Annotated in this window: 24 protein-coding genes and 3 tRNA genes; 24 read left to right on the forward strand and 3 right to left on the reverse strand. The window is 70.2% G+C overall.

The genetic code is table 11. The features are described from left to right. Positions 1–39: 39 nt before the first annotated feature. The 5 genes from IMZ35_RS15125 (at position 40) to IMZ35_RS15145 (ending at position 1,637) form a co-directional block, all read left to right on the forward strand. Positions 40–112 (forward strand) — tRNA-Thr (locus IMZ35_RS15125). 46 nt (positions 113–158) lie between these two features. Further along, positions 159–231: transfer RNA gene (locus tag IMZ35_RS15130), tRNA-Met, on the forward strand. 283 nt (positions 232–514) lie between these two features. Further along, on the forward strand, positions 515–679 hold the full coding sequence (gene rpmG / locus IMZ35_RS15135; protein WP_199441715.1) for a 50S ribosomal protein L33: 165 nt from the start codon (positions 515–517) through the stop codon (positions 677–679). 74 nt (positions 680–753) lie between these two features. Further along, positions 754–1,215, forward strand: a complete 462-nt coding sequence (locus IMZ35_RS15140; RefSeq protein ID WP_199441716.1) for a MaoC family dehydratase N-terminal domain-containing protein — start codon at positions 754–756, stop codon at positions 1,213–1,215. Continuing rightward, positions 1,212–1,637, forward strand: coding sequence for a MaoC family dehydratase (locus tag IMZ35_RS15145; RefSeq protein WP_199441717.1), 426 nt, complete (start codon positions 1,212–1,214; stop codon positions 1,635–1,637). Before IMZ35_RS15140 ends, IMZ35_RS15145 begins: the two co-directional genes overlap by 4 nt. 10 nt (positions 1,638–1,647) lie before the next feature. On the opposite strand, the gene IMZ35_RS15150 is transcribed toward IMZ35_RS15145, so the two are convergent. Further along, the gene (locus IMZ35_RS15150) at positions 1,648–2,244 is read right to left on the reverse strand and encodes an MmpS family transport accessory protein (protein WP_199441718.1); all 597 of its coding nucleotides are present in this window, start codon (positions 2,242–2,244) and stop codon (positions 1,648–1,650) included. A gap of 120 nt (positions 2,245–2,364) precedes the next feature. Then, positions 2,365–3,579 (reverse strand): pyridoxal phosphate-dependent aminotransferase, encoded by a 1,215-nt coding sequence (locus tag IMZ35_RS15155; RefSeq protein WP_199441719.1) that lies wholly within the window; start codon positions 3,577–3,579, stop codon positions 2,365–2,367. A 254-nt stretch (positions 3,580–3,833) separates the two neighbouring features. Between IMZ35_RS15155 and IMZ35_RS15160 the strand changes: the two genes are divergently transcribed. The 5 genes from IMZ35_RS15160 to rplA all read left to right on the forward strand — a co-directional run bounded on the left by IMZ35_RS15160 (position 3,834) and on the right by rplA (position 6,609). After that, positions 3,834–3,906, forward strand: a tRNA-Trp gene (locus IMZ35_RS15160). A 30-nt stretch (positions 3,907–3,936) separates the two neighbouring features. Further along, positions 3,937–4,350: a preprotein translocase subunit SecE gene (gene secE / locus IMZ35_RS15165; protein WP_199441720.1), complete on the forward strand. Its 414-nt coding sequence runs from the start codon at positions 3,937–3,939 to the stop codon at positions 4,348–4,350. 67 nt (positions 4,351–4,417) lie between these two features. After that, on the forward strand, positions 4,418–5,269 hold the full coding sequence (gene nusG / locus IMZ35_RS15170) for a transcription termination/antitermination protein NusG (RefSeq protein WP_199441721.1): 852 nt from the start codon (positions 4,418–4,420) through the stop codon (positions 5,267–5,269). A gap of 81 nt (positions 5,270–5,350) precedes the next feature. Further along, a complete protein-coding gene (rplK, locus tag IMZ35_RS15175) occupies positions 5,351–5,785 on the forward strand; it encodes a 50S ribosomal protein L11 (protein WP_199441722.1) in 435 nt (144 codons plus the stop codon). Between the two features lie 113 nt (positions 5,786–5,898). Further along, the gene (rplA, locus tag IMZ35_RS15180; RefSeq protein ID WP_199441723.1) at positions 5,899–6,609 is read left to right on the forward strand and encodes a 50S ribosomal protein L1; all 711 of its coding nucleotides are present in this window, start codon (positions 5,899–5,901) and stop codon (positions 6,607–6,609) included. A 140-nt stretch (positions 6,610–6,749) separates the two neighbouring features. Here rplA and IMZ35_RS15185 read toward each other — a convergent pair whose 3' ends face one another. After that, the gene (locus IMZ35_RS15185) at positions 6,750–7,448 is read right to left on the reverse strand and encodes a hypothetical protein (RefSeq protein ID WP_199441724.1); all 699 of its coding nucleotides are present in this window, start codon (positions 7,446–7,448) and stop codon (positions 6,750–6,752) included. A 260-nt stretch (positions 7,449–7,708) separates the two neighbouring features. Here IMZ35_RS15185 and rplJ point away from each other — a divergent pair, with 260 nt between their 5' ends. The 14 genes from rplJ (at position 7,709) to rpoB (ending at position 23,986) form a co-directional block, all read left to right on the forward strand. Further along, a complete protein-coding gene (gene rplJ, locus IMZ35_RS15190) occupies positions 7,709–8,272 on the forward strand; it encodes a 50S ribosomal protein L10 (RefSeq protein WP_199441725.1) in 564 nt (187 codons plus the stop codon). Positions 8,273–8,338: 66 nt separating this feature from the next. Continuing rightward, positions 8,339–8,725, forward strand: a complete 387-nt coding sequence (gene rplL, locus IMZ35_RS15195; protein WP_199441726.1) for a 50S ribosomal protein L7/L12 — start codon at positions 8,339–8,341, stop codon at positions 8,723–8,725. A 200-nt stretch (positions 8,726–8,925) separates the two neighbouring features. Next, on the forward strand, positions 8,926–10,032 hold the full coding sequence (locus tag IMZ35_RS15200; protein WP_199441727.1) for an ABC transporter ATP-binding protein: 1,107 nt from the start codon (positions 8,926–8,928) through the stop codon (positions 10,030–10,032). After that, on the forward strand, positions 10,029–10,817 hold the full coding sequence (locus tag IMZ35_RS15205) for an MlaE family ABC transporter permease (protein WP_199441728.1): 789 nt from the start codon (positions 10,029–10,031) through the stop codon (positions 10,815–10,817). The genes IMZ35_RS15200 and IMZ35_RS15205 overlap by 4 nt, the downstream gene beginning before the upstream one ends. Before the next feature lie 4 nt (positions 10,818–10,821). Beyond that, complete coding sequence (locus IMZ35_RS15210; RefSeq protein WP_199441729.1) at positions 10,822–11,661, forward strand: MlaE family ABC transporter permease; 840 nt, start codon at positions 10,822–10,824, stop codon at positions 11,659–11,661. Beyond that, a complete protein-coding gene (locus IMZ35_RS15215; RefSeq protein WP_199441730.1) occupies positions 11,658–12,989 on the forward strand; it encodes an MCE family protein in 1,332 nt (443 codons plus the stop codon). Before IMZ35_RS15210 ends, IMZ35_RS15215 begins: the two co-directional genes overlap by 4 nt. Beyond that, positions 12,986–14,017 (forward strand): MCE family protein, encoded by a 1,032-nt coding sequence (locus IMZ35_RS15220; RefSeq protein WP_199441731.1) that lies wholly within the window; start codon positions 12,986–12,988, stop codon positions 14,015–14,017. The genes IMZ35_RS15215 and IMZ35_RS15220 overlap by 4 nt, the downstream gene beginning before the upstream one ends. After that, positions 14,014–15,033 (forward strand): MCE family protein, encoded by a 1,020-nt coding sequence (locus tag IMZ35_RS15225; protein ID WP_199441732.1) that lies wholly within the window; start codon positions 14,014–14,016, stop codon positions 15,031–15,033. Before IMZ35_RS15220 ends, IMZ35_RS15225 begins: the two co-directional genes overlap by 4 nt. Then, entirely contained in the window at positions 15,030–16,199 is a 1,170-nt protein-coding gene (locus IMZ35_RS15230; RefSeq protein ID WP_199441733.1) for an MCE family protein, read from the forward strand. Before IMZ35_RS15225 ends, IMZ35_RS15230 begins: the two co-directional genes overlap by 4 nt. After that, the gene (locus IMZ35_RS15235; protein ID WP_199441734.1) at positions 16,199–17,368 is read left to right on the forward strand and encodes an MCE family protein; all 1,170 of its coding nucleotides are present in this window, start codon (positions 16,199–16,201) and stop codon (positions 17,366–17,368) included. Before IMZ35_RS15230 ends, IMZ35_RS15235 begins: the two co-directional genes overlap by 1 nt. Continuing rightward, positions 17,365–18,588 carry an MCE family protein gene (locus tag IMZ35_RS15240; RefSeq protein WP_199441735.1) on the forward strand — a complete coding sequence of 408 codons (1,224 nt, stop codon included), beginning with the start codon at positions 17,365–17,367 and terminating at the stop codon, positions 18,586–18,588. The genes IMZ35_RS15235 and IMZ35_RS15240 overlap by 4 nt, the downstream gene beginning before the upstream one ends. Positions 18,589–18,602: 14 nt before the next feature. Beyond that, positions 18,603–19,112, forward strand: a complete 510-nt coding sequence (locus IMZ35_RS15245) for an Rv1363c family protein (RefSeq protein WP_199441736.1) — start codon at positions 18,603–18,605, stop codon at positions 19,110–19,112. A gap of 29 nt (positions 19,113–19,141) precedes the next feature. Beyond that, a complete protein-coding gene (locus tag IMZ35_RS15250) occupies positions 19,142–20,074 on the forward strand; it encodes a hypothetical protein (protein WP_199441737.1) in 933 nt (310 codons plus the stop codon). A 429-nt stretch (positions 20,075–20,503) separates the two neighbouring features. Continuing rightward, the gene (gene rpoB, locus IMZ35_RS15255; protein ID WP_199441738.1) at positions 20,504–23,986 is read left to right on the forward strand and encodes a DNA-directed RNA polymerase subunit beta; all 3,483 of its coding nucleotides are present in this window, start codon (positions 20,504–20,506) and stop codon (positions 23,984–23,986) included. Positions 23,987–24,070: the final 84 nt, after the last annotated feature.

Raw genomic sequence — 24,070 nt, forward strand, 5'->3', positions numbered from 1 at the left:
GTTGTGTAGAGTTCTTCTTGCCCCGCAAGGAGCAGATCGGCCCCAATAGCTCAGTCGGTAGAGCGTTTCCATGGTAAGGAAAAGGTCTACGGTTCGATTCCGTATTGGGGCTCAACAACTCGGCCGCGGTGCACGTGCATCGCGGCCGAGTTGCGTAAAGCGGTGTAGCTCAGTTGGTAGAGCAAGCGGCTCATAATCGCTGTGTCGCCGGTTCAAGTCCGGCCACCGCTACGCGAGTGAGCGAGCCGTGTTCGCGGAGTGCGCGAACCGGCTCGCTTCGCATCACACCGGGGGCCGGGCCCCCGGACCCCCGCGCCGGGCGGGCTTCGCCCCCCGGACCTCCTTCTGGCTCGCCTTCGGCCTCGCGTCCGGTGGGTGGGTCGGCGGGCGTTGGTGGTGCTTACACTTCATCTTCTTCGGGGTGGTCCGCCCCGAGCCCTGCCGCCGGGGTAAGCCCCTGGCGGTCGCTCCCCTCCGGGGAGCCGGGGAACGTGTGCTCTAGAAAGGCAAGGCCGTGGCTGCTACCGACGTACGTCCGAAGATCACCCTCGCGTGCGAGGTGTGCAAGCACCGGAACTACATCACCAGGAAGAACCGGCGCAACGACCCGGACCGCCTGGAGCTGAAGAAGTTCTGCCCGAACTGCAAGACGCACCGCGCGCACAAGGAGACCCGCTGACACCAGCGGATCCACCTGGTTCACGACGAGGCCGCCCCGACGATCGGGGCGGCCTCGTCGCGTAATCTGCCCCGGTGCCCCTGGATCCGTCGTTCATCGGACGCAGCTACCCGCCCTCCGCGCCCTACGAGGTGAGCCGCGAGAAGATCCGCGAGTTCGCCGACGCCGTGGGGGAGACCAGCCCGGCGCACCGCGACCCGGAGTTCGCCCGCGCGGCGGGTCACCCCGACGTGATCGCCCCGCCGACCTTCGCGATCGTGCTGTCCATGCGGGCCCAGGAGATCGTGGTGAGCGATCCCGCCCTCGGCCTGGACTACACCCGCGTCGTGCACGGCGACCAGACGTTCGTGCACCACCGCCCCGTGCGGGCCGGGGACCGGCTCGTCGTCCAGCTCCACGTGGACTCCATCATCACCCGCATGGGCAACGACCTGCTGTCCCTGCGCGCCGAGATCACCACCGAGGACGGCGAGGCCGTCTCCACCGCCAAGTCCACGCTCGTCGTGCGCGGGACCGACCAGGAGGCCGCCGAATGACCCCCTCAGCCGCCGACGTGACCGTCGGGACCGTCCTGCCCCCGCTGTCGGTCCGGATTACCCGCGCCGACCTCGTGCGCTACGCGGGCGCCTCGCTGGACTTCAACCCGATCCACTGGAACGACCGCTCCGCCGTCGCGGTCGGCCTGCCCGGCGTCATCGCCCACGGGATGCTGACGATGGCGCTCGCCGGGCGCGTCGTGACCGACTGGGTCGGCGACCCCGGTGCCGTCGTCGAGTGGGGCGTGCGCTTCGGCCGCCCCGTCGTGGTCCCCGACGACGACGAGGGCGCTCAGCTCGACGTCACCGCCAAGGTGACCAAGATCCACGACGACGGCACCGTCAAGGTCCTCGTGACCGCCACGTTCGACGGCAGGTCGGTGCTCGGCGGCGCGCAGGCGCGGGTCCGCCTCCCCGGCTGAGGAACGGCGGTCAGAAGCCGCCGCAGATCGCGCTGCTGAACCGACCGGATCCCGTGGCGGTCTTCTTCTCCACGCCGTCCACGGTGATCCGGCACGCCACGGTGCCGCCCCGCTCGTCGGTCGAGACGGTCAGCGTGCCGCTGCTGAACGGGCCCGACGTCCGCAGCTCCTTCTGCCACGGCAGCGACGCCGGGTCCTCGGAGCTCGTGGACGACCCGCCGCCGTCGAACGTCGAGTACGTGACCGTCGCGCCCGGCGCGTCGCCGGTGACCTCGTAGACGACGGTGGACTGCTGCGACGACCGCTCGTCCACCTCGTTCGCGGCGCTGCCGAACGCGGCCACCCACAGCACGCACACCAGCAGGCCGATCGCGGACAGGACGACGCCCGCGACCGCGAGGCCCCCGTTGTCGGCCCGTCCGGAGCGGGCCCTCACGACGCCCAGCACGCTCAGGACCAGGCCGAGCACCACCAGCGGCCACGCGACCACGCCGACGATCGGGACGAAGCTGAACAGCAGACCGACCAGGCCCAGCACGAACCCGGCGGTGCCGAGCCCGTTGCGCTGCCGGACCGGCTGGGACTCCTGCGGTGGCGAGTAGCTCATCGAATTCTCCTCAACGCTCCGTACGACTGAACGGCGTATCGATCTACGACGTTCGGCGGTTACGGGACTCACTCGATCGAGCTAGAGGAGAGCGCCGGGTCGCCCCCGCGTCCCGGCGGGTCAGCCGACCTCGCGCAGGAGGTCGCCCAGCCTGGTCACGCCCGTGACCAGGTCCTCGTCGCCCAGCGCGTAGGACAGCCGCAGGTAGCCGGGCGTGCCGAACGCCTCGCCCGGCACCACGGCCACCTCGGCGTGCTCCAGGACCGCGGCCGCGAGGTCGGCGCTGCTGTCCAGCCGCGTGCCGCGCAGCTCCCGGCCCAGCAGCTCCTTCACCGACGGGTACGCGTAGAACGCGCCCCGCGGCGTCGGGCACCGCACGCCGGGGATCGCCGACAGCATCTCCACCGTCGTGCGGCGCCTGCGGTCGAACGCCTCCCGCATCTCGCGCACCGCGTCCAGCGGGCCGGACACGGCCTCCAGGGCGGCCCGCTGCGCCACGTTGGACACGGTGGACGTCAGGTGCGACTGGAGGTTCGCCGCCGCGGCCACGACGTCGCGCGGGCCGATCAACCAGCCCACCCGCCAGCCGGTCATCGCGTACGTCTTCGCCACGCCGTTGACCACGATGCAGCGGTCGGCCAGCTCCGGCACGGCCACCGGCGCCGACACCGGCAGCGCGCCGTCGTAGACCAGGTGCTCGTAGATCTCGTCGGTGATCACCCAGATGCCGTGCTCGACCGCCCAGCGGCCGATCGCGGTGATCAGCTCGCGGCCGAGCACCGCGCCCGTCGGGTTCGACGGCGAGCACAGCAGCAGGACCTTCGTGCGCTCCGTGCGCGCCGCCTCGAGCTGCTCGACGCTCACCAGGTAGCCGGTCGACTCGTCCGCCACGACCGGCACCGGGACGCCGCCGGCGAGGGTGATGGCCTCCGGGTAGGTGGTCCAGTGCGGCGTGGGCAGCAGCACCTCGTCGCCGGGGTCGACGATCGTCGCGAACGCCGTGAACACGGCGTGCTTGCCGCCGTTGGTGATCAGCACTTGACCGGGCTCGACGCTGTGACCGGAATCGCGCAGCTCGGGCAGGCCGGCCGCCGGGCTGTACCGGTGGTTGCGCGGATCGGCGCACGCGGCCTGCGCCGCGGCCACGATCGCCGCGGGCGTGGGGAAGTCCGGCTCGCCGGCGCCGAACCCGATGACGGGCCGTCCCGCTGCCTTGAGCGCCTTGGCGCGGGAGTCGACGGCGAGGGTGGCGGACTCGGTGATGGCGCCGACCCTCCGCGACGTCCTCGGACGGGCGGAAGTGCTGGTCGCGGGGGTGGAGCCGGAATCGGTCACGATCTCCGATCGTGGCGGAGAGCACACTTTCACCGTCCTCGGGGAGGAGTGCTCCCCCCGGTGTGGCAAGCTGTGTCGAACGGACCGGTCGATCTGCTCGGAAACATCGTTCGACCGGCCCGATTGGGGTGTGCGGGTGCTCGTGCCGTACACTTCCGAACTCGGGACGACCACCGGGTGCTCCACGGGCCACGTGGAGGAACTGGAGGACGTCCGCAGCCAGGGGGTTCCACGCACCAGCGTGGTGGCTCCAAAGGGGTGTAGCTCAACTGGCAGAGCAGCGGTCTCCAAAACCGCAGGTTGCAGGTTCAAGTCCTGTCACCCCTGCGTCGAAGCGCACGGTGAGCGGAGGACGGCATGAGCGAGGGCCGCGAGCAGGATCAGCCGGAGGAGCGCGAGAGCGCGGCCCGGCCGGTCACCGCTGCGGCGCGACGTGAGCGTCGTGCCTCCGCGCGTCCGGCAGTCCGGAAGGACGCCGCCGAGTCCACCAGGGCCACCAAGAAGGTGGCCGGGGTCGACTCGGACGCCGCCGGTGCCAAGGGGCGGCCCACCAGGGGTCGCGACTCCCAGGAGAAGCGCCCCAACATCTTCGCCAGGTTCTTCCGCTACCTCCGCGAGGTGGTCAGCGAGCTGCGCAAGGTCATCTGGCCGACGCGCAAGCAGCTGATCACCTACACGTCGGTCGTGTTGGTCTTCGTGGCCTTCATGGTGGCGGTTGTGTTCGGCCTCGATGCCGCCTTCGCCTGGGGCGTGTTCAAGCTGTTCGGCTGAGCCGAACGGCTGTCGGCCCCCGGTTGGTGGCTGGACACGTGATGCACGAAAGGAAGCGAGATCCACAGTGACCTCCGAGAACGGCGCTGACGCCCAGGAGCTGACCGACCTTTCCGACGAGCAGGTCTTCGCTGCCGCACAGGACGGGGACTCCACGCACGTCGAGCCGGTCGGTGAGGCGGAGGACACCGAGGACGCCGGGGACGACTCCCCGGACGCCGACGACTCGCAGAGCGACGCCGCGGACGACGAACTTTCCGACGAGACCGCCGACGCGGTCGCGGTGGACGAGGTCGACATCCACGACGAGCCGGCCGATCCCGTCGCCGAGATGCGCGCCGCGCTGCGGTCGGCGCCCGGTGACTGGTACGTCGTGCACTCGTACGCCGGGTACGAGAACAAGGTCAAGACGAACCTCGAGACGCGCATCCAGACCCTCGACATGGAGGACTACATCTTCCAGGTCGAGGTGCCGACCGAGGAAGTCACCGAGATCAAGAACGGCCAGCGCAAGCAGGTGCAGCGCAAGGTGCTGCCCGGCTACATCCTGGTCCGCATGGAGCTGAACGACGCCTCCTGGAGCGCGGTCCGCAACACGCCCGGTGTGACCGGGTTCGTCGGCGCGACCTCCAAGCCGTCTCCGCTGACCATCGACGACGTGCTGAAGTTCCTGCTCCCGCAGGTCGAGCAGAAGCCGGCCGAGGGTGGCAAGAAGGCCACGACCACGGCCGCCAAGCCGACCGTCGAGGTCGACTTCGAGGTGGGCGAGTCGGTCACCGTCATGGACGGCCCGTTCGCCACGCTTCCCGCGACGATCAGCGAGGTCAACGCGGACGGCCAGAAGCTGAAGGTCCTGGTGTCGATCTTCGGTCGCGAGACCCCGGTCGAGCTGTCGTTCAGCCAGGTTTCCAAGATCTGACCGATCCCCCTCGGGGATCGTCGGCCACGCTGCGGCTGGCAGGGCCGTGCGCGGACACTGCAATAACAGGAAGTTCGAGAGATGCCTCCCAAGAAGAAGAAGCTGTCTGCGGTCATCAAGCTGCAGATCAAGGCCGGCGCCGCGAACCCGGCGCCTCCCGTCGGTCCCGCGCTGGGTCAGCACGGCGTCAACATCATGGAGTTCTGCAAGGCGTACAACGCCGCGACCGAGTCGCAGCGCGGCACCGTGGTGCCCGTCGAGATCTCCGTGTACGAGGACCGCTCGTTCGACTTCAAGCTCAAGACCCCGCCGGCCGCGAAGCTGCTGCTCAAGGCCGCCGGTGTCGAGAAGGGCAGCGGCGAGCCGCACCGCGTCAAGGTCGCCAAGGTGACCATGGACCAGGTGCGCGAGATCGCGACGGCCAAGATGGTCGACCTGAACGCGAACGACGTCGACCACGCCGCGAAGATCATCGCCGGTACCGCCCGCTCCATGGGCATCACCGTCGAGGGCTGAGACGCCACCCGTCGCACCCGCGAGAGCGTGGTGCGGCACATCCACAGCAGTACGTGGGAGAGCTCGCGCTGATGCTCGCACCACAACTGTTCCACTGAGTAAGGACAGGATTCATGAAGCGCAGCAAGGCATACCGCCAGGCCGCTGAGCTGGTGGACCGGGAGCGGCTGTACTCGCCGCTGGAGGCCGCCAAGCTCGCCAAGGAGACCTCCAAGGTCAAGCTGGACGCCACCGTCGAGGTCGCGATCCGCCTGGGCGTCGACCCCCGCAAGGCAGACCAGATGGTCCGCGGCACCGTGAACCTGCCGCACGGTACCGGCAAGACCGCCCGCGTCATCGTCTTCGCGACCGGCGACAAGGCCGCCGAGGCCGAGGCCGCCGGCGCCGACGTGGTCGGCTCCGAGGACCTGATCGAGCGCATCCAGGGCGGTTTCCTGGACTTCGACGCCGCGATCGCCACGCCCGACCAGATGGCGAAGGTCGGTCGCATCGCCCGCATCCTCGGCCCGCGCGGCCTGATGCCGAACCCGAAGACGGGCACCGTGACGCCGGACGTCACGAAGGCCGTTCAGGACATCAAGGGCGGTAAGATCAACTTCCGCGTCGACAAGCAGGCCAACCTGCACCTGGTCATCGGCAAGGCGTCCTTCGACAGCGAGAAGCTGGTGGAGAACTACGCCGCCGCGCTGGACGAGATCCTGCGCGCGAAGCCGTCCGCGGCCAAGGGCCGGTACCTGAAGAAGGTCACCGTCTCCACGACCATGGGCCCCGGCATCCCGGTCGACCCGAACCGCACCCGCAACATGCTGGTCGACGAGGCGTGACGACCGCTTCTCCGGAGGCGGCGGTTCGGACGCGCTGATCCGATCGTCTCCACCGTCGCGACCTCGCGTGTCGCTCACGACGGACGAAGGGCCCCGGTGATCTCCGATCACCGGGGCCCTTCGTCGTGCCCGCACCGTCTTCAGCTGGTCGGGCAGGTGGGTTCGGCCTCGTAGTCGGCGATGATCCAGGTGCCGTTGGTCTGCTTCCGCGTCACGAAGCGGCCCAGGGCCGGACCGCCCTTGACGGTCATGTCGCACGAGCTGACCTCGACCACGTCGGTGGCGGGGGTGCCGTACAGGGCGTTCGGGAACTCCAGTTGCTCGTACAGGCCCACGTTGACCACCCGCGCCTTCAGGGTCGTCACCGCCGCCTCGCAGTTCTGGGCGTCGAAGGCCCTCGCGAACCGCTCCCGCCCGTCGTCGGTGGCGAACAGCTTGCACGCGTTCGGGTTGCCGAAGCCCACGTCCCGGTACACGCCCCGCACCAGTTCGACGGGGCTGGTCCCGGTCACCACGTTGCCCTGCGACCCGCCGCTGTCGACCGCCGCGTCGGACGGGTCGTCGTCGCCGAAGTAGTGGTCGTGGGCCAGGCCCACCACGATCAGGAAGACCGCGAGGTAGAGCAGGCGACGCAGCAGCTTGCTGCCGAACAGGGCACGCCAGAAGGACGTGCGCTGCGGTGGTGGCGGCGCCGCGCCGGGCGGGGGTGCGCCGCCGGTCGCCTGCTGGTAGCGCTGGAACTCCTGGAAGCGCTGGAACTCCTGGAACTGCCGCAGCTGCTCCGGGTCGACGTCGCCCGGCCCCGGCCCGCTCGGTGCCTTCGGCTGTTCTTCAGTCACCCGGCAATCATGCCGATTTGGAGACCGGGTGAGGAGTCCCGTACGCTGACGGCAGTTCCACCGAAGACCGCTGGTCTCCTCCTGTTCTGACGGGAGGACGAAGACTCCGATCCGGAGCGGCCCGCGCAGGAGGACGAGGCGAGAACTCGGCGTTTCAACGCCCATGATCTTTTTACGCCCCGTGCCACTGCGCCGGGGCGTTTTTGCGTGTCGGGGACCTCTCGGCCGACCAGCACCACCAGCCCAGAGAGGAGGCGATCATGGCGAAGCCCAGCAAGGTGTCGGCCGTCGCCGAGATCACGGACAAGTTCCGTGGCAGCTCGGCCGCAGTCGTCACCGAATACCGCGGCCTCTCCATGGCGCAGCTCACCACGCTGCGTCGCGCTCTCGGCGCGGGCACCACGTACACCGTCGCGAAGAACACGCTGGTCAAGCGTGCCGCTGAGGACGCCGGAGTCCAGGGCCTCGAGTCCCTGCTCGTCGGCCCGACCGCGATCGCCTTCATCGAAGGTGAGCCGGTCGACGCCGCCAAGGCCCTCCGCGACTTCGCGAAGGACAACAAGGCCCTGGTCATCAAGGGCGGCTACATGGAAGGCCGCCCGCTCACGGTCGACGAGGTCACCCGCATCGCGGACCTCGAGAGCCGTGAGGTGCTGCTCGCCAAGCTGGCGGGCGCGATGAAGGGCAACCTGGCCAAGGCAGCGGGTCTGTTCAACGCCCCCGCCTCCCAGGTCGCCCGTCTGGCCGCTGCTCTGCAGGAGAAGAAGGCTTCGGAGGCCCCCGCCGCCGACGCCGACGCTCCGGCCGAGCCCGCCGAGAGCTGATCCACACACCCCACACTCGCGTCCGGCCGCAAATCGGGCGTTGATCGTCTAGAAAGGACCGCCACCATGGCGAAGCTCAGCACCGACGAGCTGCTCGACGCGTTCAAGGAGATGACCCTCCTCGAGCTGTCCGAGTTCGTGAAGCAGTTCGAGGAGACCTTCGAGGTCACCGCCGCGGCTCCGGTCGCCGTCGCCGCCGCTGCCGGCCCCGGCGCTGCTGCCCCCGCCGAGGAGGAGAAGGACGAGTTCGACGTCGTCCTCGAGTCCGCCGGTGACAAGAAGATCCAGGTCATCAAGGTCGTCCGCGAGGTCGTCTCCGGCCTGGGCCTGAAGGAGGCCAAGGAGCTCGTCGAGAGCGCGCCGAAGCCGATCCTGGAGAAGGTCGCCAAGGACGCCGCCGAGGCCGCCAAGGAGAAGCTGGAGGCCGCCGGCGCCAAGATCACCCTCAAGTGATCTAGCACCGCAGCTCCACGAGGGCGGACACCCCACCGGGTGTCCGCCCTCGTTCTCTTTTCCCCGGCCGGTCGGTGTTACCGGGATGTGACGTCTCCGGACCGACCGGGGAGTAACCACCGCTGACCGGGCTCGTTGAGCCAGGGTGACGCCGGTCTCCCCGGTGTCGACGACGTTGTCGGACTTCGGGCGGAGGTGCCATGGGCGTCGAGGTGGTCGTCGAGGGCCTGAGCAAGTCCTTCGGCAAGCAGGCCATCTGGCGAGACGTGTCCCTGACGCTGCCCGCTGGCGAGGTCAGCGTGATGCTCGGCCCGTCCGGCACGGGCAAGTCCGTGTTCCTGAAGTCCCTGGTCGGCCTGCTCAAGCCCGAGAGGGGCAGGATCGTCATCAACGGCACCGACCTCGTGCGGTGCTCGGAGAGCCGTCTCTACGAGATCCGCAAGATGTTCGGCGTGCTGTTCCAGGACGGCGCGCTGTTCGGCTCGATGAACCTCTTCGACAACGTGGCGTTCCCGCTGCGCGAGCACACCCGCAAGACCGAGGCCGAGGTCAGGCGGATCGTGCTGGAGAAGATGGAGATGGTCGGTCTCGTCGGCGCGGAGCGCAAGCTCCCCGGTGAGATCTCCGGCGGCATGCGCAAGCGCGCCGGACTGGCTCGCGCGCTGGTGCTGGACCCGGAGATCATCCTGTGCGACGAGCCGGACTCCGGCCTCGACCCGGTCCGCACGGCGTACCTGAGCCAGCTCCTGATCGACCTGAACGCGCAGATCGACGCGACGATCCTCATCGTCACGCACAACATCACGGTGGCGCGGACCGTCCCGGACAACCTGGGGATGCTGTTCCGCCGCGAGCTGGTGATGTTCGGTCCGCGCGAGGTGCTGCTGACCAGCGACGAACCCGTCGTGGCGCAGTTCCTCAACGGCCGCCGCCTCGGCCCGATCGGCATGTCCGAGGAGAAGGACCAGGCCACGATGGCCGCGGAGCTGGCGCACCGGGAGGCCGGGCACGCCGACGGCGCTCCCGACGAGGACGTGCGCGGGGTCGTCCCGCAGCTCGAACCGACGCCCGGCCTGCCGCCGCGCGGCGCGGTGCGCCGTCGCAAGGACCGGGTGATGAGCATCGTCCACACGCTGCCGGCCGACGCCCAGCAGGGCATCGTCGCGAGCCTCACCCCCGAGGAGCAGGAGCGCTACGGCGTGCTCGCCGCGAACGCGGGCGGCCCGGCTCTCACGCCGAGCCCGGTGCCGCGGGTGGCCCGGCTCCCGGAGACGGGACGGCACAGCCGGGGCGGGGGCGACGCGTGACCGCGCCCGGCGCGTCGTTCCCCGGCGCCGGTGCGCTCGCCGAGGCGGGCAAGCTGTTCGCGCTGGCCGCCGACGTGGCGCGCTCGACGTTCCGCAGGCCGTTCCAGTTCCGCGAGTTCGTCCAGCAGAGCTGGTTCATCGTCAGCGTCACGATCCTGCCGACCGCCCTGGTGTCGATCCCGTTCGGGGCGGTCATCGCGCTCCAGCTCGGCTCGCTGACCCGGCAGATCGGCGCGCAGTCGTTCACCGGCGCGGCGAGCGTGCTGGCGATCATCCAGCAGGCCAGCCCGATCGTGACCGCGCTGCTCATCGCCGGCGCCGGCGGTTCCGCGATCTGCGCCGACCTGGGGTCGCGCACGATCCGCGAGGAGATCGACGCGATGAAGGTGCTCGGCGTCTCGCCGGTGCAGCGCCTCGTCGTGCCGCGCGTGCTGGCCGCCATGCTGGTCAGCGTCCTGCTCAACGGCATGGTCAGCGTCGTCGGCGTGATGGGCGGCTACTTCTTCAACGTGATCCTCCAGGACGGCACGCCCGGCGCGTACCTGGCGAGCTTCTCGGCGCTGGCCCAGCTCCCCGACCTGTGGATCTCCGAGTTCAAGGCGCTGATCTTCGGTCTCATCGCGGGCGTCGTCGCCGCCTACCGCGGCCTCAACCCGTCCGGCGGCCCGAAGGGCGTGGGCGACGCCGTGAACCAGGCCGTCGTGATCACGTTCCTGCTGCTGTTCTTCGTGAACTTCGTGCTCACCACGATCTACCTCCAGGTCGTCCCGGCGAAGGGGAGCTGAGCGGATGGCCACCATCGGCGAGCGGGCGCGGCGCGCGGGACGCCGCCCGCTGGAGACGCTGGACACCCTCGGCGACCAGATGTCGTTCTACCTGCGCGCGCTGGCGTGGGTGCCGCGCGCGCTGCGCCGCTACCCGCGCGAGACGCTGCGCCTGCTGGCCGAGGTGAGCTTCGGCAGCGGCGCGCTCGCGGTCATCGGCGGCACGATCGGCGTGATGGTCGGCATGTCCGTGTTCACCGGCACGGTCGTGGGCCTGCAGGGCTTCACCGCGCTGAACCAGCTCGGCACGTCGGCGTTCGCGGGCTTCGTCTCGGCGTACTTCAACACCCGCGAGATCGCGCCGCTGGTCGCCGGGCTGGCGCTGTCGGCGACCGTGGGCTCCGGCTTCACCGCGCAGCTCGGCGCGATGCGGATCTCCGAGGAGATCGACGCCCTGGAGGTCATGGGCATCCCGAGCCTGCCGTACCTGGTGACCACGCGGATCGTCGCGGGGTTCGTCGCGATCGTCCCGCTGTACGTGGTGGGCCTGCTGACGTCCTACCTGGCCGCGAGAACGATCACGGTCGAGTTCTACGGCCAGTCGGCCGGGACCTACGACCACTACTTCACCCTGTTCCTGCCACCGGTGGACGTGCTCTGGTCGTTCGCCAAGGTGCTCGTCTTCGCCGTCGTGATCATCATGACCCACTGCTACTACGGCTACCGCGCCAGCGGCGGGCCCGCGGGCGTCGGCATCGCGGTGGGCCGCGCGGTGCGCACCGCGATCGTCACGACGAGCCTGCTGGACTTCTTCCTCAGCCTCGCGATCTGGGGCACCACGACGACGGTGAGGATCGCCGGATGACGACCCTGCGCCGCCGTTCGCTCGGTCTCGTGCTGCTCGCGGTGATCGTGCTGTTCCTCTGGTTCACCCTCGCCCTCCACGGCAAGGCGTTCACGAAGGTCGTCACGGTCACGCTGCGCACCGACAGCGTCGGCAACCAGCTCCAGACCGCGTCGGACGTGAAGGTCCGCGGGCTGCTGGTGGGCGAGGTCCGCGCGATCCGCACCACCGGCGACGGCGCGGAGCTGGAGCTCGCGCTGCAACCGGACAAGGCCGGTCTGATCCCGCGCAACGTCTCCGCGCGGCTGCTGCCGAAGACGCTGTTCGGCGAGCGCTACGTGAACCTGGTGCTGCCGGAGGACCCGTCGCCCGGCCACCTCGCCGCCGGTGACGTGATCCCGCAGGACCGCTCCAGCAGCGCGATCGAGCTGGAGCGGGTGCTGGCCGACCTGATGCCGGTGCTCCAGGCCGTGCAGCCGGAGAAGCTGTCGACGACGCTGACGGCGCTGTCGCAGGCGCTCGACGGTCGCGGGAAGCCGCTGGGGGAGACCCTGGTGTCGCTGGACGCGTACCTCGGCGAGCTGAACCCGCACCTGCCCGCGCTGAAGGACGACATCAGCAAGCTCGCCGACGTCTCGGACGTCTACGCCGACGCCGCCCCCGACCTGCTCCAGGCGCTGAACGACCTGACCGTCACGGCGAACACCGTCGCGGAGCAGCGCGACGCCCTGCTGAACGTCTACGGCACGCTCACCACCGCGTCGAACGACCTGACGAACTTCCTCACCGCGAACCGGAACAACCTGATCCAGCTCGCGGACACCGGCCGGCCGACGCTGGAGCTGCTCGCGAAGTACGCCCCCGAGTACCCGTGCCTGCTCGAACAGCTCACGGAGTTCAAGCCGATCATCCGGCAGGCGTTCGGCGAGGGCACCGACGAGCCGGGCCTGCACATCACGCTGGAGATCACGAACAACCGGGGGAAGTACGTGCCGGGCCGGGACGAGCCGGAGTACGGCGACCGGCGCGGCCCGCGCTGCTACGACCTCGTGCCGCGGCCCGACCCGTTCCCGCAGTACCCGCCGGACGGGCCGGTGCGCGACGGCTCGGTGCCGCCGCCGGGGGCGCGGTCGACGAGCGACGGGCTGCTGCCGCCCGCGACGTCCGCCGGTGGCACGGGCACCTCGGCCGTGGAGTCGAGCGCCAACCTGGCCAACACCCCCGAGGAGCAGCGCTTCCTCGGTGTTCTCGTCGGCCCGCAGCTGGGGCTGGAGCCGGACCAGGTGCCCGGCTGGAGCAGCCTGCTGCTGGGGCCGCTGTACCGCGGAGCGGAGGTGACGGTGCGATGAGGGGACTGGTCGCGCCGCTGGTGAAACTGCTGGTCTTCGCGCTGGTCACGATCACGGCCACCACGGTGCTGGCGGTCACGATCGCCAACACGAGCTTCGGCGACACCACCGGCTACCGGGCGCGCTTCACCGACGCGACCGCGCTGAACGCCGGCGACGACGTCCGCATCGCCGGGGTGCGCGTCGGCCAGGTCGACGACGTCCGCGTCGTGGACCGCCGGATCGCCGAGGTCGCGTTCTCCCTGGACGGCGACCGCGCGCTGCCCGACTCGGTCACCGCGACGATCAAGTACCGCAACCTGGTGGGGCAGCGCTACCTGGCGCTGGAGCAGGGCGCGGGGTCGACCGGCGGCGTGCTGGAGGCCGGCGGGGTGATCCCGCTGGAGCGCACGAAACCGGCCCTGGACCTGACGCTGCTGTTCAACGGCTTCAAGCCGCTGTTCCAGGCGCTGAACCCGGACGACGTGAACACGCTGTCGCACGAGATCGTCGCGGTGCTCCAGGGCGAGGGCGGCACCGTCAGCAGCCTCCTGTCGCACACCGCGTCGCTCACGTCGACGCTCGCGAGCAAGGACCAGGTCATCGGCGAGGTCGTCGACAACCTCAACTCCGTGCTGGACACGGTGAACTCGCGCGGCGAGACGCTGTCCTCGCTCGTGATCACCCTCCAGCAGCTCGTGTCGGGCCTCGCGCAGGACCGCGAGCCGATCGGCGACGCGATCACCGCGCTGTCCGACCTGACCGGCACCACCGCCGGTCTGCTCGAGGACGCGCGCCAGCCGCTGAAGGACGACATCGCCGGGCTCGGCGTCGTGGCGCGGAACCTCGGCGACAGCGGTGACGTGATCGAGGGCGTCCTCCAGCGGATGCCGAACAAGCTGGAGACCGTCACCCGCACCGCGACCTACGGCTCCTGGTTCAACTTCTTCCTGTGCGAGGCGGGCGGGCAGGTCGCGGTGCCGCCGCTGATCAGCACGCCCGTGCAGATCACCGCACTGCCCGTGACGCAGCAGAGGTGCCGCCGATGACGCCGTTCTCCGAGCGCGACCCGGTGAAGGCGGGGGCGGTGGGCCTCACGGTCGTCGTGCTGCTGCTGCTCACCGCGTTCTACTCCGACGACCTGCCGATCGTCGGCGGCGGCACGACGTACTCGGCCGACTTCTCCGAGTCCGCCGGGCTGGTGCCGGGCAACGAGGTGCGCGTCGCGGGCGTCAAGGTCGGCAAGGTCAGCCGGGTCGAGCTGGCGGGCGACCACGTGCGGGTCGCGTTCAAGGTCAGGGACGCCTGGCTGGGCGACCGGACGACCGCCGCCATCCGCATCAAGACCCTGCTGGGCCAGAAGTTCCTCGCGCTCGACCCGCGGGGCACCGTGCCGCTGGACCCCGGCGCGTCGATCGGCCGCGAGCGCACGATGGCGCCCTACGACGTGCAGGAGGCGTTCAACGGGCTGGCCGGGACCGTCGGGCGGATCGACACCGAGCAGCTCGCCCAGAGCTTCGAGGTCCTCTCCGACACGTTCGCCGACACCCCGCAGGACGTGCGCGGCGCGCTCGACGGCCTGTCCGCGCTGTCGCGGACGATCTCCTCCCGCGACGAGCAGTTCGCGACGCTGCTGGCGGGCACGAGGGAGATCTCGACGACGCTGGCCGACCGCAACGAGCAGTTCGAGAAGCTGCTCTCCGACGGCAACCTGCTGCTCGGCGAGGTCCGCGAGCGCCGGGACGCGATCTCCGCGCTGCTCACCGGCACGCGCGCGCTGTCCGCGCAGCTCTCCGGGCTCGTCGCGGACAACGGCGAGCAGCTGCGGCCCGCCCTGGAGCAGCTCGAACGGGTCACCGCGATCCTCCAGCGCAACCAGGACGACCTGGCGAGGGCCATCGAGCTGACCGCGCCGTTCTACCGGGTGTTCGCCAACACCCTCGGCAACGGGCGCTGGTTCGACGTCTACATCTGCGGCCTGCTGCCGCCGTCGGTGGACCTCGGCCTCGTCGGCTTCAACGACGCGGGCTGCCTCCCGCCGGGTGTTCAGGAGGGCGGCCGATGACGGTCACGGGCAGGCTGGGCCGGACGGTCGCGATGGCGTGCGTGCTGGCGCTGGTCGCCGCCGTCGCCGTGTGGTGGGTCTTCGCCGGGGCGAACGGCAGGCGGGTCACCGCGATCTTCGGCTCGGCGGTCGGCGTGTACGCGGGCTCCGACGTGCGGGTGCTCGGCGTGCGGGTCGGCACCATCACCGAGGTGGTGCCGCAGGGCGAGGTCGTGCGCGTCGTCATGGCGCTGGACCGCGCGGTGGCCGTGCCGGCGTCCGCGCAGGCCGTGGTGGTCGCGCCGAGCGTCGTCAGCGACCGCTACGTGCAGCTCGCCCCGGCGTTCACCGGCGGGGAGACGCTGGGGGAGAACGCGACGATCCCCCGCGAGCGCACGGCGACGCCGATCGAGCTGGACCAGCTCTACGAGAGCCTGGAGCGGCTCACCACCGCGCTCGGGCCGGACGGAGCCAACGCCGACGGCGCGCTGTCGGACCTGCTGGACACCGCAGCGGACAACCTCGACGGCAACGGCCAGGCCCTCAAGGACACGATCACGCGGCTCGGGCAGGCCACCAGGACGCTCTCCGGGTCGCAGGAGGACCTGTTCGCCACCGTGGACGACCTCCAGCGGTTCACCGGGATGCTCGCCGCGAACGACAGCCGCGTGCGCGACCTCAACGCCCAGCTCGCCGACGTCGCCGGGTTCCTCGCCGACGACCGGGAGGACCTCGGCGCCGCGCTGACCGAGCTGGCGACGGCGCTCGCCGACGTGCAGGGCTTCATCCGGGACAACCGGGAGCAGATCCGGGTGAACGTGGACCAGCTCGCCGCGATCACCGGGGTGCTCGTGGACCAGCGGGCCGCGCTCGCCGAGACCCTCGACGTGGCGCCGCTCGCGCTGGGCAACCTCCAGAACACCTACAACGCCGCGTCGGGAACGCTCGACACCAGGGCGAACATCAACGAGCTGAACCAGCCGCCGATCGTGCTGGTCTGCAAGCTGCTCCAGCAGGGCACGCCGACCGGCCTGCCGCCGGTGCTGTCGGACACGTGCGCGCAGCTGGAGCCGATCCTGTCCGGCGCGGTCCCGCTGCCCACCCCGGCGCAGGCGCTGAACTCGCTGCAGAACGGCCAGCTCCCCCTGCCGCTGGTCGCGCAGGTCACCGGACGGGGGGTGTCGTGATGCGAGCACGTCTCACCGCCGCGACCGCGTCCGCGGCGCTGCTGCTGGCCGGGTGCGGATCCGGCGGGTTCGACGGCCTCCACGCGGTGCCGCTGCCCGGCGGCGCCGACCTCGGCGACCGCCCGTACCGGGTGACGGTGCAGTTCGCCGACGTCCTCGACCTCGTCCCGCAGGCCGGGGTCAAGGTGAACGACGTGCCGGTGGGCCGGGTCGAGCGCGTCGACCTCGCCCCGGACGGCTGGACCGCGCAGGTGACGGTCGCCGTCAACGGCGGCGTGTCCCTGCCGGCCAACGCCGTCGCGCGGCTGCGGCAGTCCGCGCTGCTCGGCGAGAAGTACGTCGAACTCGCCCGGCCCGCGCAGGGCCAGGAGCAGGGCGTGCTGGCCGACGGCGCGACCATCCCGACCGACCGCACCAACCGCAACCCCGAGGTCGAAGAGGTCTTCGGCGCGCTGTCCCTGCTGCTCAACGGCGGTGGCGTGGCGCAGTTGCAGAACATCACCAGGGAGATCAACGCCGCCGTCGAGGGCAACGAGCCGGAGCTGCGCTCCCTGCTCACCGAGCTGAACACCCTCGTCACCGAGCTGGACGGGCACAAGACCGAGATCACCCGCGCGCTGGACGGCCTCAACCGCCTCTCCGGCACGCTGAACGGCCAGCGCGACCAGATCGCCGGAGCCGTCGACGGACTCGGACCGGGTCTGCGAACGCTCGCCGACCAGCGCACCCAGCTCGTCACGATGCTCCAGTCCCTCGACGCGCTGTCCGGCGTCGCCGTCGACACGGTGAACCGGAGCAGGGACGACGTCGTGGCCGACCTGAAGGCGCTGACGCCGACGCTGCAGAAGCTCGCCGAGGCCGGGACGAACCTGCCCAACGCCTTCGAGCTGTTCCTGACCTACCCGTTCCCGGACAACGCCGTCGACGCGGTCAGGGGCGACTACACGAACCTCTACGCCGACGTCGACCTGAACCTGGGCAACGTCCTGGACAACGTCGGCCGCTCCCGGCAGAGCCCGGTCCCGCTGCCGGGCAGCAACACCACGACGGCGCCCGTGCTGCCGCTCCCGCTGCCGAACACGCCGCTGCTGCCGCTGCCGGGCGGCACCGCGTCGACGCCGGGCGGCTTCGGCGACCTGCTCGGCTCGCTGCTGGGAGGAGTCGCGTGATCTCCGCCAGGATCAAGCTCCAGATCACGGCGTTCGTCGCCATCGCGCTGCTGGGCATCAGCTACGTCAGCGTCAGGTACGTCGGCCTCGACCGGGTGTTCGGCGGTGGCGGCTACGTGGTGACGATGCAGCTCGCCGACTCCGGCGGCGTGTTCACCAACTCCGAGGTCACCTACCGCGGCGTGTCCGTGGGCCGGGTCGGGCCCATGCGGCTGACCACCGACGGCGTCGAGGTGGACCTCGTCATCGACCCGGAGGCGCCGCCCATCGCGGCCGACCTGGAGGCCGTCGTCGCCAACCGCTCGGCGGTCGGCGAGCAGTACGTCGACCTGCGGCCCACCGGCACCGACGGCCCGCACCTGGTGGACGGCTCGGTCGTCCCGCGCAGCGCCACCCGCACCCCACCGCCGGTGGAGAACCTGCTGACCAGCCTCGACTCGTTCGCGAAGTCGGTGCCGACGGACTCGCTGCGCACCGTCGTCGACGAGCTGGACACCGCGTTCAGCGGCACCGGCGGCGACCTCCAGGTGCTGCTCGACACGACCCGCAGCTTCACCGCCGCCGCGCAGCGGCACCTGCCGCAGACCACCGCGCTGCTGAACGACGGTCGCGTCGTGCTCGGCACCCAGGTCGCCAGCGGAGACGCGATCCGCTCGTTCAGCGGGGACCTGAGGCTGCTGAACGAGCAGCTCAAGAACTCCGACGCCGACCTGCGCAGGCTGATCGACATCACCCCGCAGGTGTCCGAGCAGGTCACCGGACTGCTCGCGGAGAGCGGGACGGGCCTGAGCGTCACGATCGCGAACCTGCTCACCACCTCGACCATCACCGTGTCCCGGCTCGCCGGGATCGAGCAGATCCTGGTGACCTACCCGATGGCGGTCGGCGGCGGCTTCACCGTGGCCCCCGGCGACGGCCGCGCCCACTTCGGCCTCGCGCTGAACGTGTTCGACCCGCTGCCGTGCACCGTCGGCTACGAGGGCACCACCGTCCGGACGGGGAACGACACGAGCCCGGCGCCGCTGAACACGCAGGCGTACTGCGCCCTCGCACCCGGCAGCGCGACCGGAGTGCGCGGGGCCCAGAACGCGCCGTACGGTGGGACGCCGCAGGGCACCGAGACCTCCCAGCCGGGCCAGGAGCAGTCGGCGCAGCAGGCGGCCGCCCCGCCGCAGACCCTGCTCACCGGCCTCGGACAGCTGCTCGGCCTGCCGAGCTGATCGCGGAGAGGCGAATGATCAAGAACTGGCTGACCCCCGTCACCGCGGCGCTGGCCGTCGTCGCGTTCGGCTTCGCGGCGTGGGCGGGCGTGTCCTGGTACGGCGCGACGCACGACGACGCGATCACCTACGCGCAGACCCGCGACGACGTGCTGCGCGTGGCGCGGGTGGGGATCACCAACTTCCGCACGCTCGACCACACCAAGCCCGACGAGGGGCTGAACCGCTGGCTGGAGTCGTCCACGGGCACGCTGCACGACGAGATCGCCCGCGACCTCGAGGCGGGCAAGCAGCGCATCGTCGACGCGAGGACCACCTCGTCCAGCACGCTGCTGGACGCGGCGGTGACCGAGCTGGACGACCGCGCGGGCACGGCCAGGGTCATCGCGGTGATGCAGACCGCGGTCACGCCGGAGGGCGGTGACGCGGCCACGAAGTTCGAGCGCTACCAGGCCGAGCTCCAGCGCACCGACGCGGGCTGGAAGCTCAGCGCCATCGGCCCGGTCGCGGCCGGCGGAGCCTGACACCCGCTCACCCCTCGAAAGGACCGGTAGTGCCACCCTCTCGCCGTCGCCCCGCCCCGCAGCCCCCGACCGGCCGCCCGAGGGTCGCCGGTCTGCGCCGGCCGTCCGGCGGCCGGACGCAGCCCCCCGGGTCTCCCGCGCCGGTCGAGCCCGCGCAGGTCGAGTCTCCGCAGGTCGAGGAGGCAGCGCACGAGCCGGTCGACACCGCCGGTGACCGCGTCCCCGGCGACGGCGCACCCGCGGACGTGCCGGAGGAGCCGCTGGCCGGTGTCGCCGTGATCGGTGCGGACGAGTCCGTCCTGGCAGGGGCCGAGAGCGGCGCGAAGGAGGACGACGCGGCGGAGGACGGCGGCGCGGGGGAGGACGGCGCGGAGGACGTGCCGGAGGAAGCGGCGAGCGCGTCGCCGCCCCGCCGGTCGGCGCTGGTCCTGCCGGTCGCGCTGCTCGTGGTGGCCCTCGTGCTCGGCGGCCTAGGCGCGTTCTTCTTCGCGCAGACGCGCGGCGTGCGGAACTCCACCGCCGCGTCCAACACCGCGCTCGTGGACAGCGCGCGCACCTCCGAGGTCAACGGGCAGGTGCAGGACGCCGTGGAGAAGGCGTTCTCCTACAACTTCTCCGACATCGCCGCGACGGAGAGGGCCGCGGACGAGGTGCTCGCGGGCAGGGCGCGCTGCCAGTACGGCGTGGTGTTCGAGCCGGTGCGCACGCTCGCGCCCGAGCAGAAGCTGGTGGTCACCACCAGGGCCGTGACCAGCGGCGTCACCGTGCTCGACGACGACCGCGCCACGGCGCTGGTGTTCGTCGACCAGGTCACCACCCGCACCACCGACAACCAGACCGGTGGCGGCGCCGGGATGCTGCGCGCGTCCGTCGAGCGCCTCGACGGCCGGTGGAGGATCACCGACGTCTTCATGTTCGGCCAGACCGCGGAGCAGCAGGAGCAGATGAGCCGGTGCCAGTAGTCGTCGGCCGTGCTCACCCGGAAAAAACACGTTCCGGGGTGAGTCGCGCCACAGGTTCGGCGCTCTTCGCGGAACTCCCCGAACAGTCCCCGTTCGGGGAGGACAACTGTTCACGAACTCCGATCCGAGCTTGTTTGCGCAGGTCAAGACGGTCGCAAATGGTAAACTCACCGTGCGCCACAGGGGTGATCACCGTGTGGCGCCTTGACTCAGCGCGCGCGCAGGATCACTCTGTCGGTTAACACGAGGAGCTTCCTTCTGGATGCCTCTCGACAGTCGCCATGTTCGTGGCTAGACTGCTCCTTTGCGCTGTCCTCTTTCCGTGAGCCCTTCGCCGAGAGCGTGGGGAAGCTGGGCATCGCCGCACCCTTGACAGCCGTGCTAGTTCACGCCGCTAGCCAGCTACATCAGTCCCTGGAAGGACGCATCTTGGCAGTCTCCCGCGCGACCAAGGCCACTGCTGCGACCAACTCCACGTCGGGGATCCCCGGAGCGCCGAAGCGTGTCTCGTTCGCGAAGATCCACGAACCGCTGAAGACGCCCAACCTGCTCGACCTGCAGATCCAGTCCTTCGAATGGCTCACCGGAGACGAGGCGTGGTTCCAGCGCCGCGTCGACGAGGGTGAGGAGACTCCGACGGGCGGCCTCGAAGAGGTCCTCAACGAGATCTCGCCGATCGAGGACTTCTCCGGCTCCATGTCCCTTTCCTTCTCCGACCCTCGTTTCGACGAGGTGAAGGCCTCCGTCGAGGAGTGCAAGGACAAGGACATGACGTACGCGGCGCCGCTGTTCGTCACCGCGGAGTTCACCAACCACACCACCGGCGAGATCAAGAGCCAGACGGTGTTCATGGGTGACTTCCCGATGATGACGGACAAGGGCACCTTCATCATCAACGGCACCGAGCGGGTCGTGGTCTCCCAGCTCGTGCGCTCGCCCGGCGTCTACTTCGACACGAACGTCGACAAGACGACGGACAAGGACGTCTTCAGCGTCAAGATCATCCCGTCCCGGGGTGCCTGGCTGGAGTTCGACGTCGACAAGCGCGACACGGTCGGTGTGCGCATCGACCGCAAGCGTCGCCAGCCGGTGACCGTGCTGCTGAAGGCCCTGGGCTGGAGCACCGAGCAGATCCGGGAGCGCTTCTCGTTCAGCGAGACGCTTCTGACGACCCTGGAGAAGGACCACACCGCCGGCACCGACGAGGCGCTGCTGGACATCTACCGCAAGCTGCGCCCCGGCGAGCCGCCGACCAAGGAGAGCGCGCAGACCCTCCTGGAGAACCTGTTCTTCAAGGACAAGCGCTACGACCTCGCCAAGGTCGGCCGGTACAAGGTCAACAAGAAGCTGGGCCTGGCGAGCCCGATCAGCACGGGCGTCCTCACCGAGGACGACATCGTCACGACGATCGAGTACCTGGTCCGCCTGCACGCCGGTGAGACCGAGATGCAGCCCGGCGAGACGTCGGTCCCCGTCGAGGTCGACGACATCGACCACTTCGGCAACCGCCGCCTGCGCACCGTGGGCGAGCTGATCCAGAACCAGATCCGGGTCGGCCTGTCGCGCATGGAGCGCGTGGTCCGCGAGCGGATGACGACCCAGGACGTCGAGGCGATCACGCCGCAGACCCTGATCAACATCCGTCCCGTCGTGGCCGCGATCAAGGAGTTCTTCGGAACCTCCCAGCTGTCGCAGTTCATGGACCAGACCAACCCCCTCGCGGGCCTGACCCACAAGCGCCGCCTGTCGGCGCTGGGCCCCGGCGGTCTGTCCCGCGAGCGCGCCGGCATGGAGGTCCGCGACGTCCACCCGTCGCACTACGGCCGCATGTGCCCCATCGAGACCCCCGAAGGCCCGAACATCGGCCTGATCGGCTCGCTGTCCTCCTACGGGCGGGTCAACCCGTTCGGCTTCATCGAGACGCCGTACCGCAAGGTCGTCGACGGCCGGGTCACCGACCAGATCGACTACCTGACGGCCGACGAGGAGGACCGCTTCGTCAAGGCGCAGGCGAACGCCAAGATCGACGACGAGGGCAACTTCCTGGAGGAGCGCGTCCTCGTCCGCAAGAAGGGCGGCGAGGTCGAGTTCATCGACCCGCAGGACGTCGACTACATGGACGTCTCGCCGCGGCAGATGGTGTCCGCCGCGACCGCGATGATCCCGTTCCTGGAGCACGACGACGCGAACCGCGCCCTGATGGGCGCGAACATGCAGCGTCAGGCGGTGCCGCTGCTGCGCAGCGAGGCCCCGCTGGTCGGCACCGGCATGGAGCTGCGCGCCGCGGTCGACGCCGGCGAGGTCGTCGTCTCCAAGAAGACCGGTGTGGTCGAGGAGATCTCCGCCGACTACGTCACGGTCATGGCCGACGACGGCACCCGCCAGACCTACGGGATGCACAAGTTCCGCCGGTCGAACCAGGGCACCTGCATCAACCAGAAGCCCATCGTGCACGAGGGCGACCGGGTGGAGCAGGGCCAGGTCCTCGCGGACGGCCCGTGCACCGAGAACGGCGAGATGGCGCTGGGCAAGAACCTGCTCGTCGCGATCATGCCGTGGGAGGGTCACAACTACGAGGACGCGATCATCCTGTCGCAGCGCCTCGTGCAGGACGACGTTCTCACCTCGATCCACATCGAGGAGCACGAGATCGACGCCCGCGACACGAAGCTGGGCGCCGAGGAGATCACCAGGGACATCCCGAACGTCTCCGAGGAGGTCCTCGCCGACCTCGACGAGCGCGGCATCATCCGCATCGGTGCCGAGGTCCAGCCCGGTGACATCCTCGTCGGCAAGGTCACGCCCAAGGGCGAGACCGAGCTGACCCCGGAGGAGCGCCTGCTCCGCGCCATCTTCGGCGAGAAGGCGCGCGAGGTCCGCGACACCTCCCTCAAGGTGCCGCACGGCGAGTACGGCAAGGTCATCGGCATCCGCGTGTTCAGCCGCGAGGACGACGACGAGCTGCCCCCCGGCGTGAACGAGCTGGTCCGCGTCTACGTGGCCCAGAAGCGCAAGATCCAGGACGGTGACAAGCTCGCCGGCCGCCACGGCAACAAGGGCGTCATCGGCAAGATCCTCCCGGCGGAGGACATGCCGTTCCTCGAGGACGGCACCCCGGTCGACATCGTGCTGAACACGCACGGCGTGCCGCGTCGTATGAACATCGGCCAGGTCCTGGAGACCCACCTCGGGTGGATCGCCAAGCAGGGCTGGAGCATCGACGGCCTGGCGGACTGGGCGAAGAACCTGCCGGAGGAGCTGTACCACGTCGAGCCCGGCACGAACACGGCCACGCCGGTGTTCGACGGTGCTCGCGAGGACGAGATCACGGGTCTGCTGGGCTCGACCATCCCGAACCGGGACGGCGAGCGCATGGTCAAGGAGAACGGCAAGGCGCGTCTGTTCGACGGGCGCAGCGGCGAGCCGTACCCCTTCCCGGTCGCGGTCGGCTACATGTACATCCTGAAGCTGCTGCACCTGGTCGACGACAAGATCCACGCACGGTCCACCGGCCCGTACTCGATGATCACGCAGCAGCCGCTGGGTGGTAAGGCGCAGTTCGGTGGTCAGCGCTTCGGTGAGATGGAGTGCTGGGCGATGCAGGCGTACGGAGCCGCGTACACCCTGCAGGAGCTCCTCACCATCAAGTCCGACGACGTGCTCGGCCGCGTGAAGGTCTACGAGGCCATCGTCAAGGGCGAGAACATCCCGGAGCCCGGAATCCCGGAGTCCTTCAAGGTGCTCCTCAAGGAGCTCCAGTCGCTGTGCCTGAACGTCGAGGTGCTGTCGTCCGACGGCGCCGCGATCGAGATGCGCGACGGCGACGACGAGGACCTGGAGCGGGCTGCCGCGAACCTCGGCATCAACCTGTCCCGGTCCGAGTCGCCCTCGGTCGACGACGTCGTCAACTGACCTCGCCCGGTCACCGGGAGGGAACGGTCTCCTGATCGTTCCCCCCGGTGGCCACCACCACCGCCCCCCAAGCTGCGCCTTCCG

Source organism: Umezawaea beigongshangensis, assembly GCF_016464305.1.
In the GTDB taxonomy this organism is placed as follows: domain Bacteria; phylum Actinomycetota; class Actinomycetes; order Mycobacteriales; family Pseudonocardiaceae; genus Umezawaea_A; species Umezawaea_A beigongshangensis.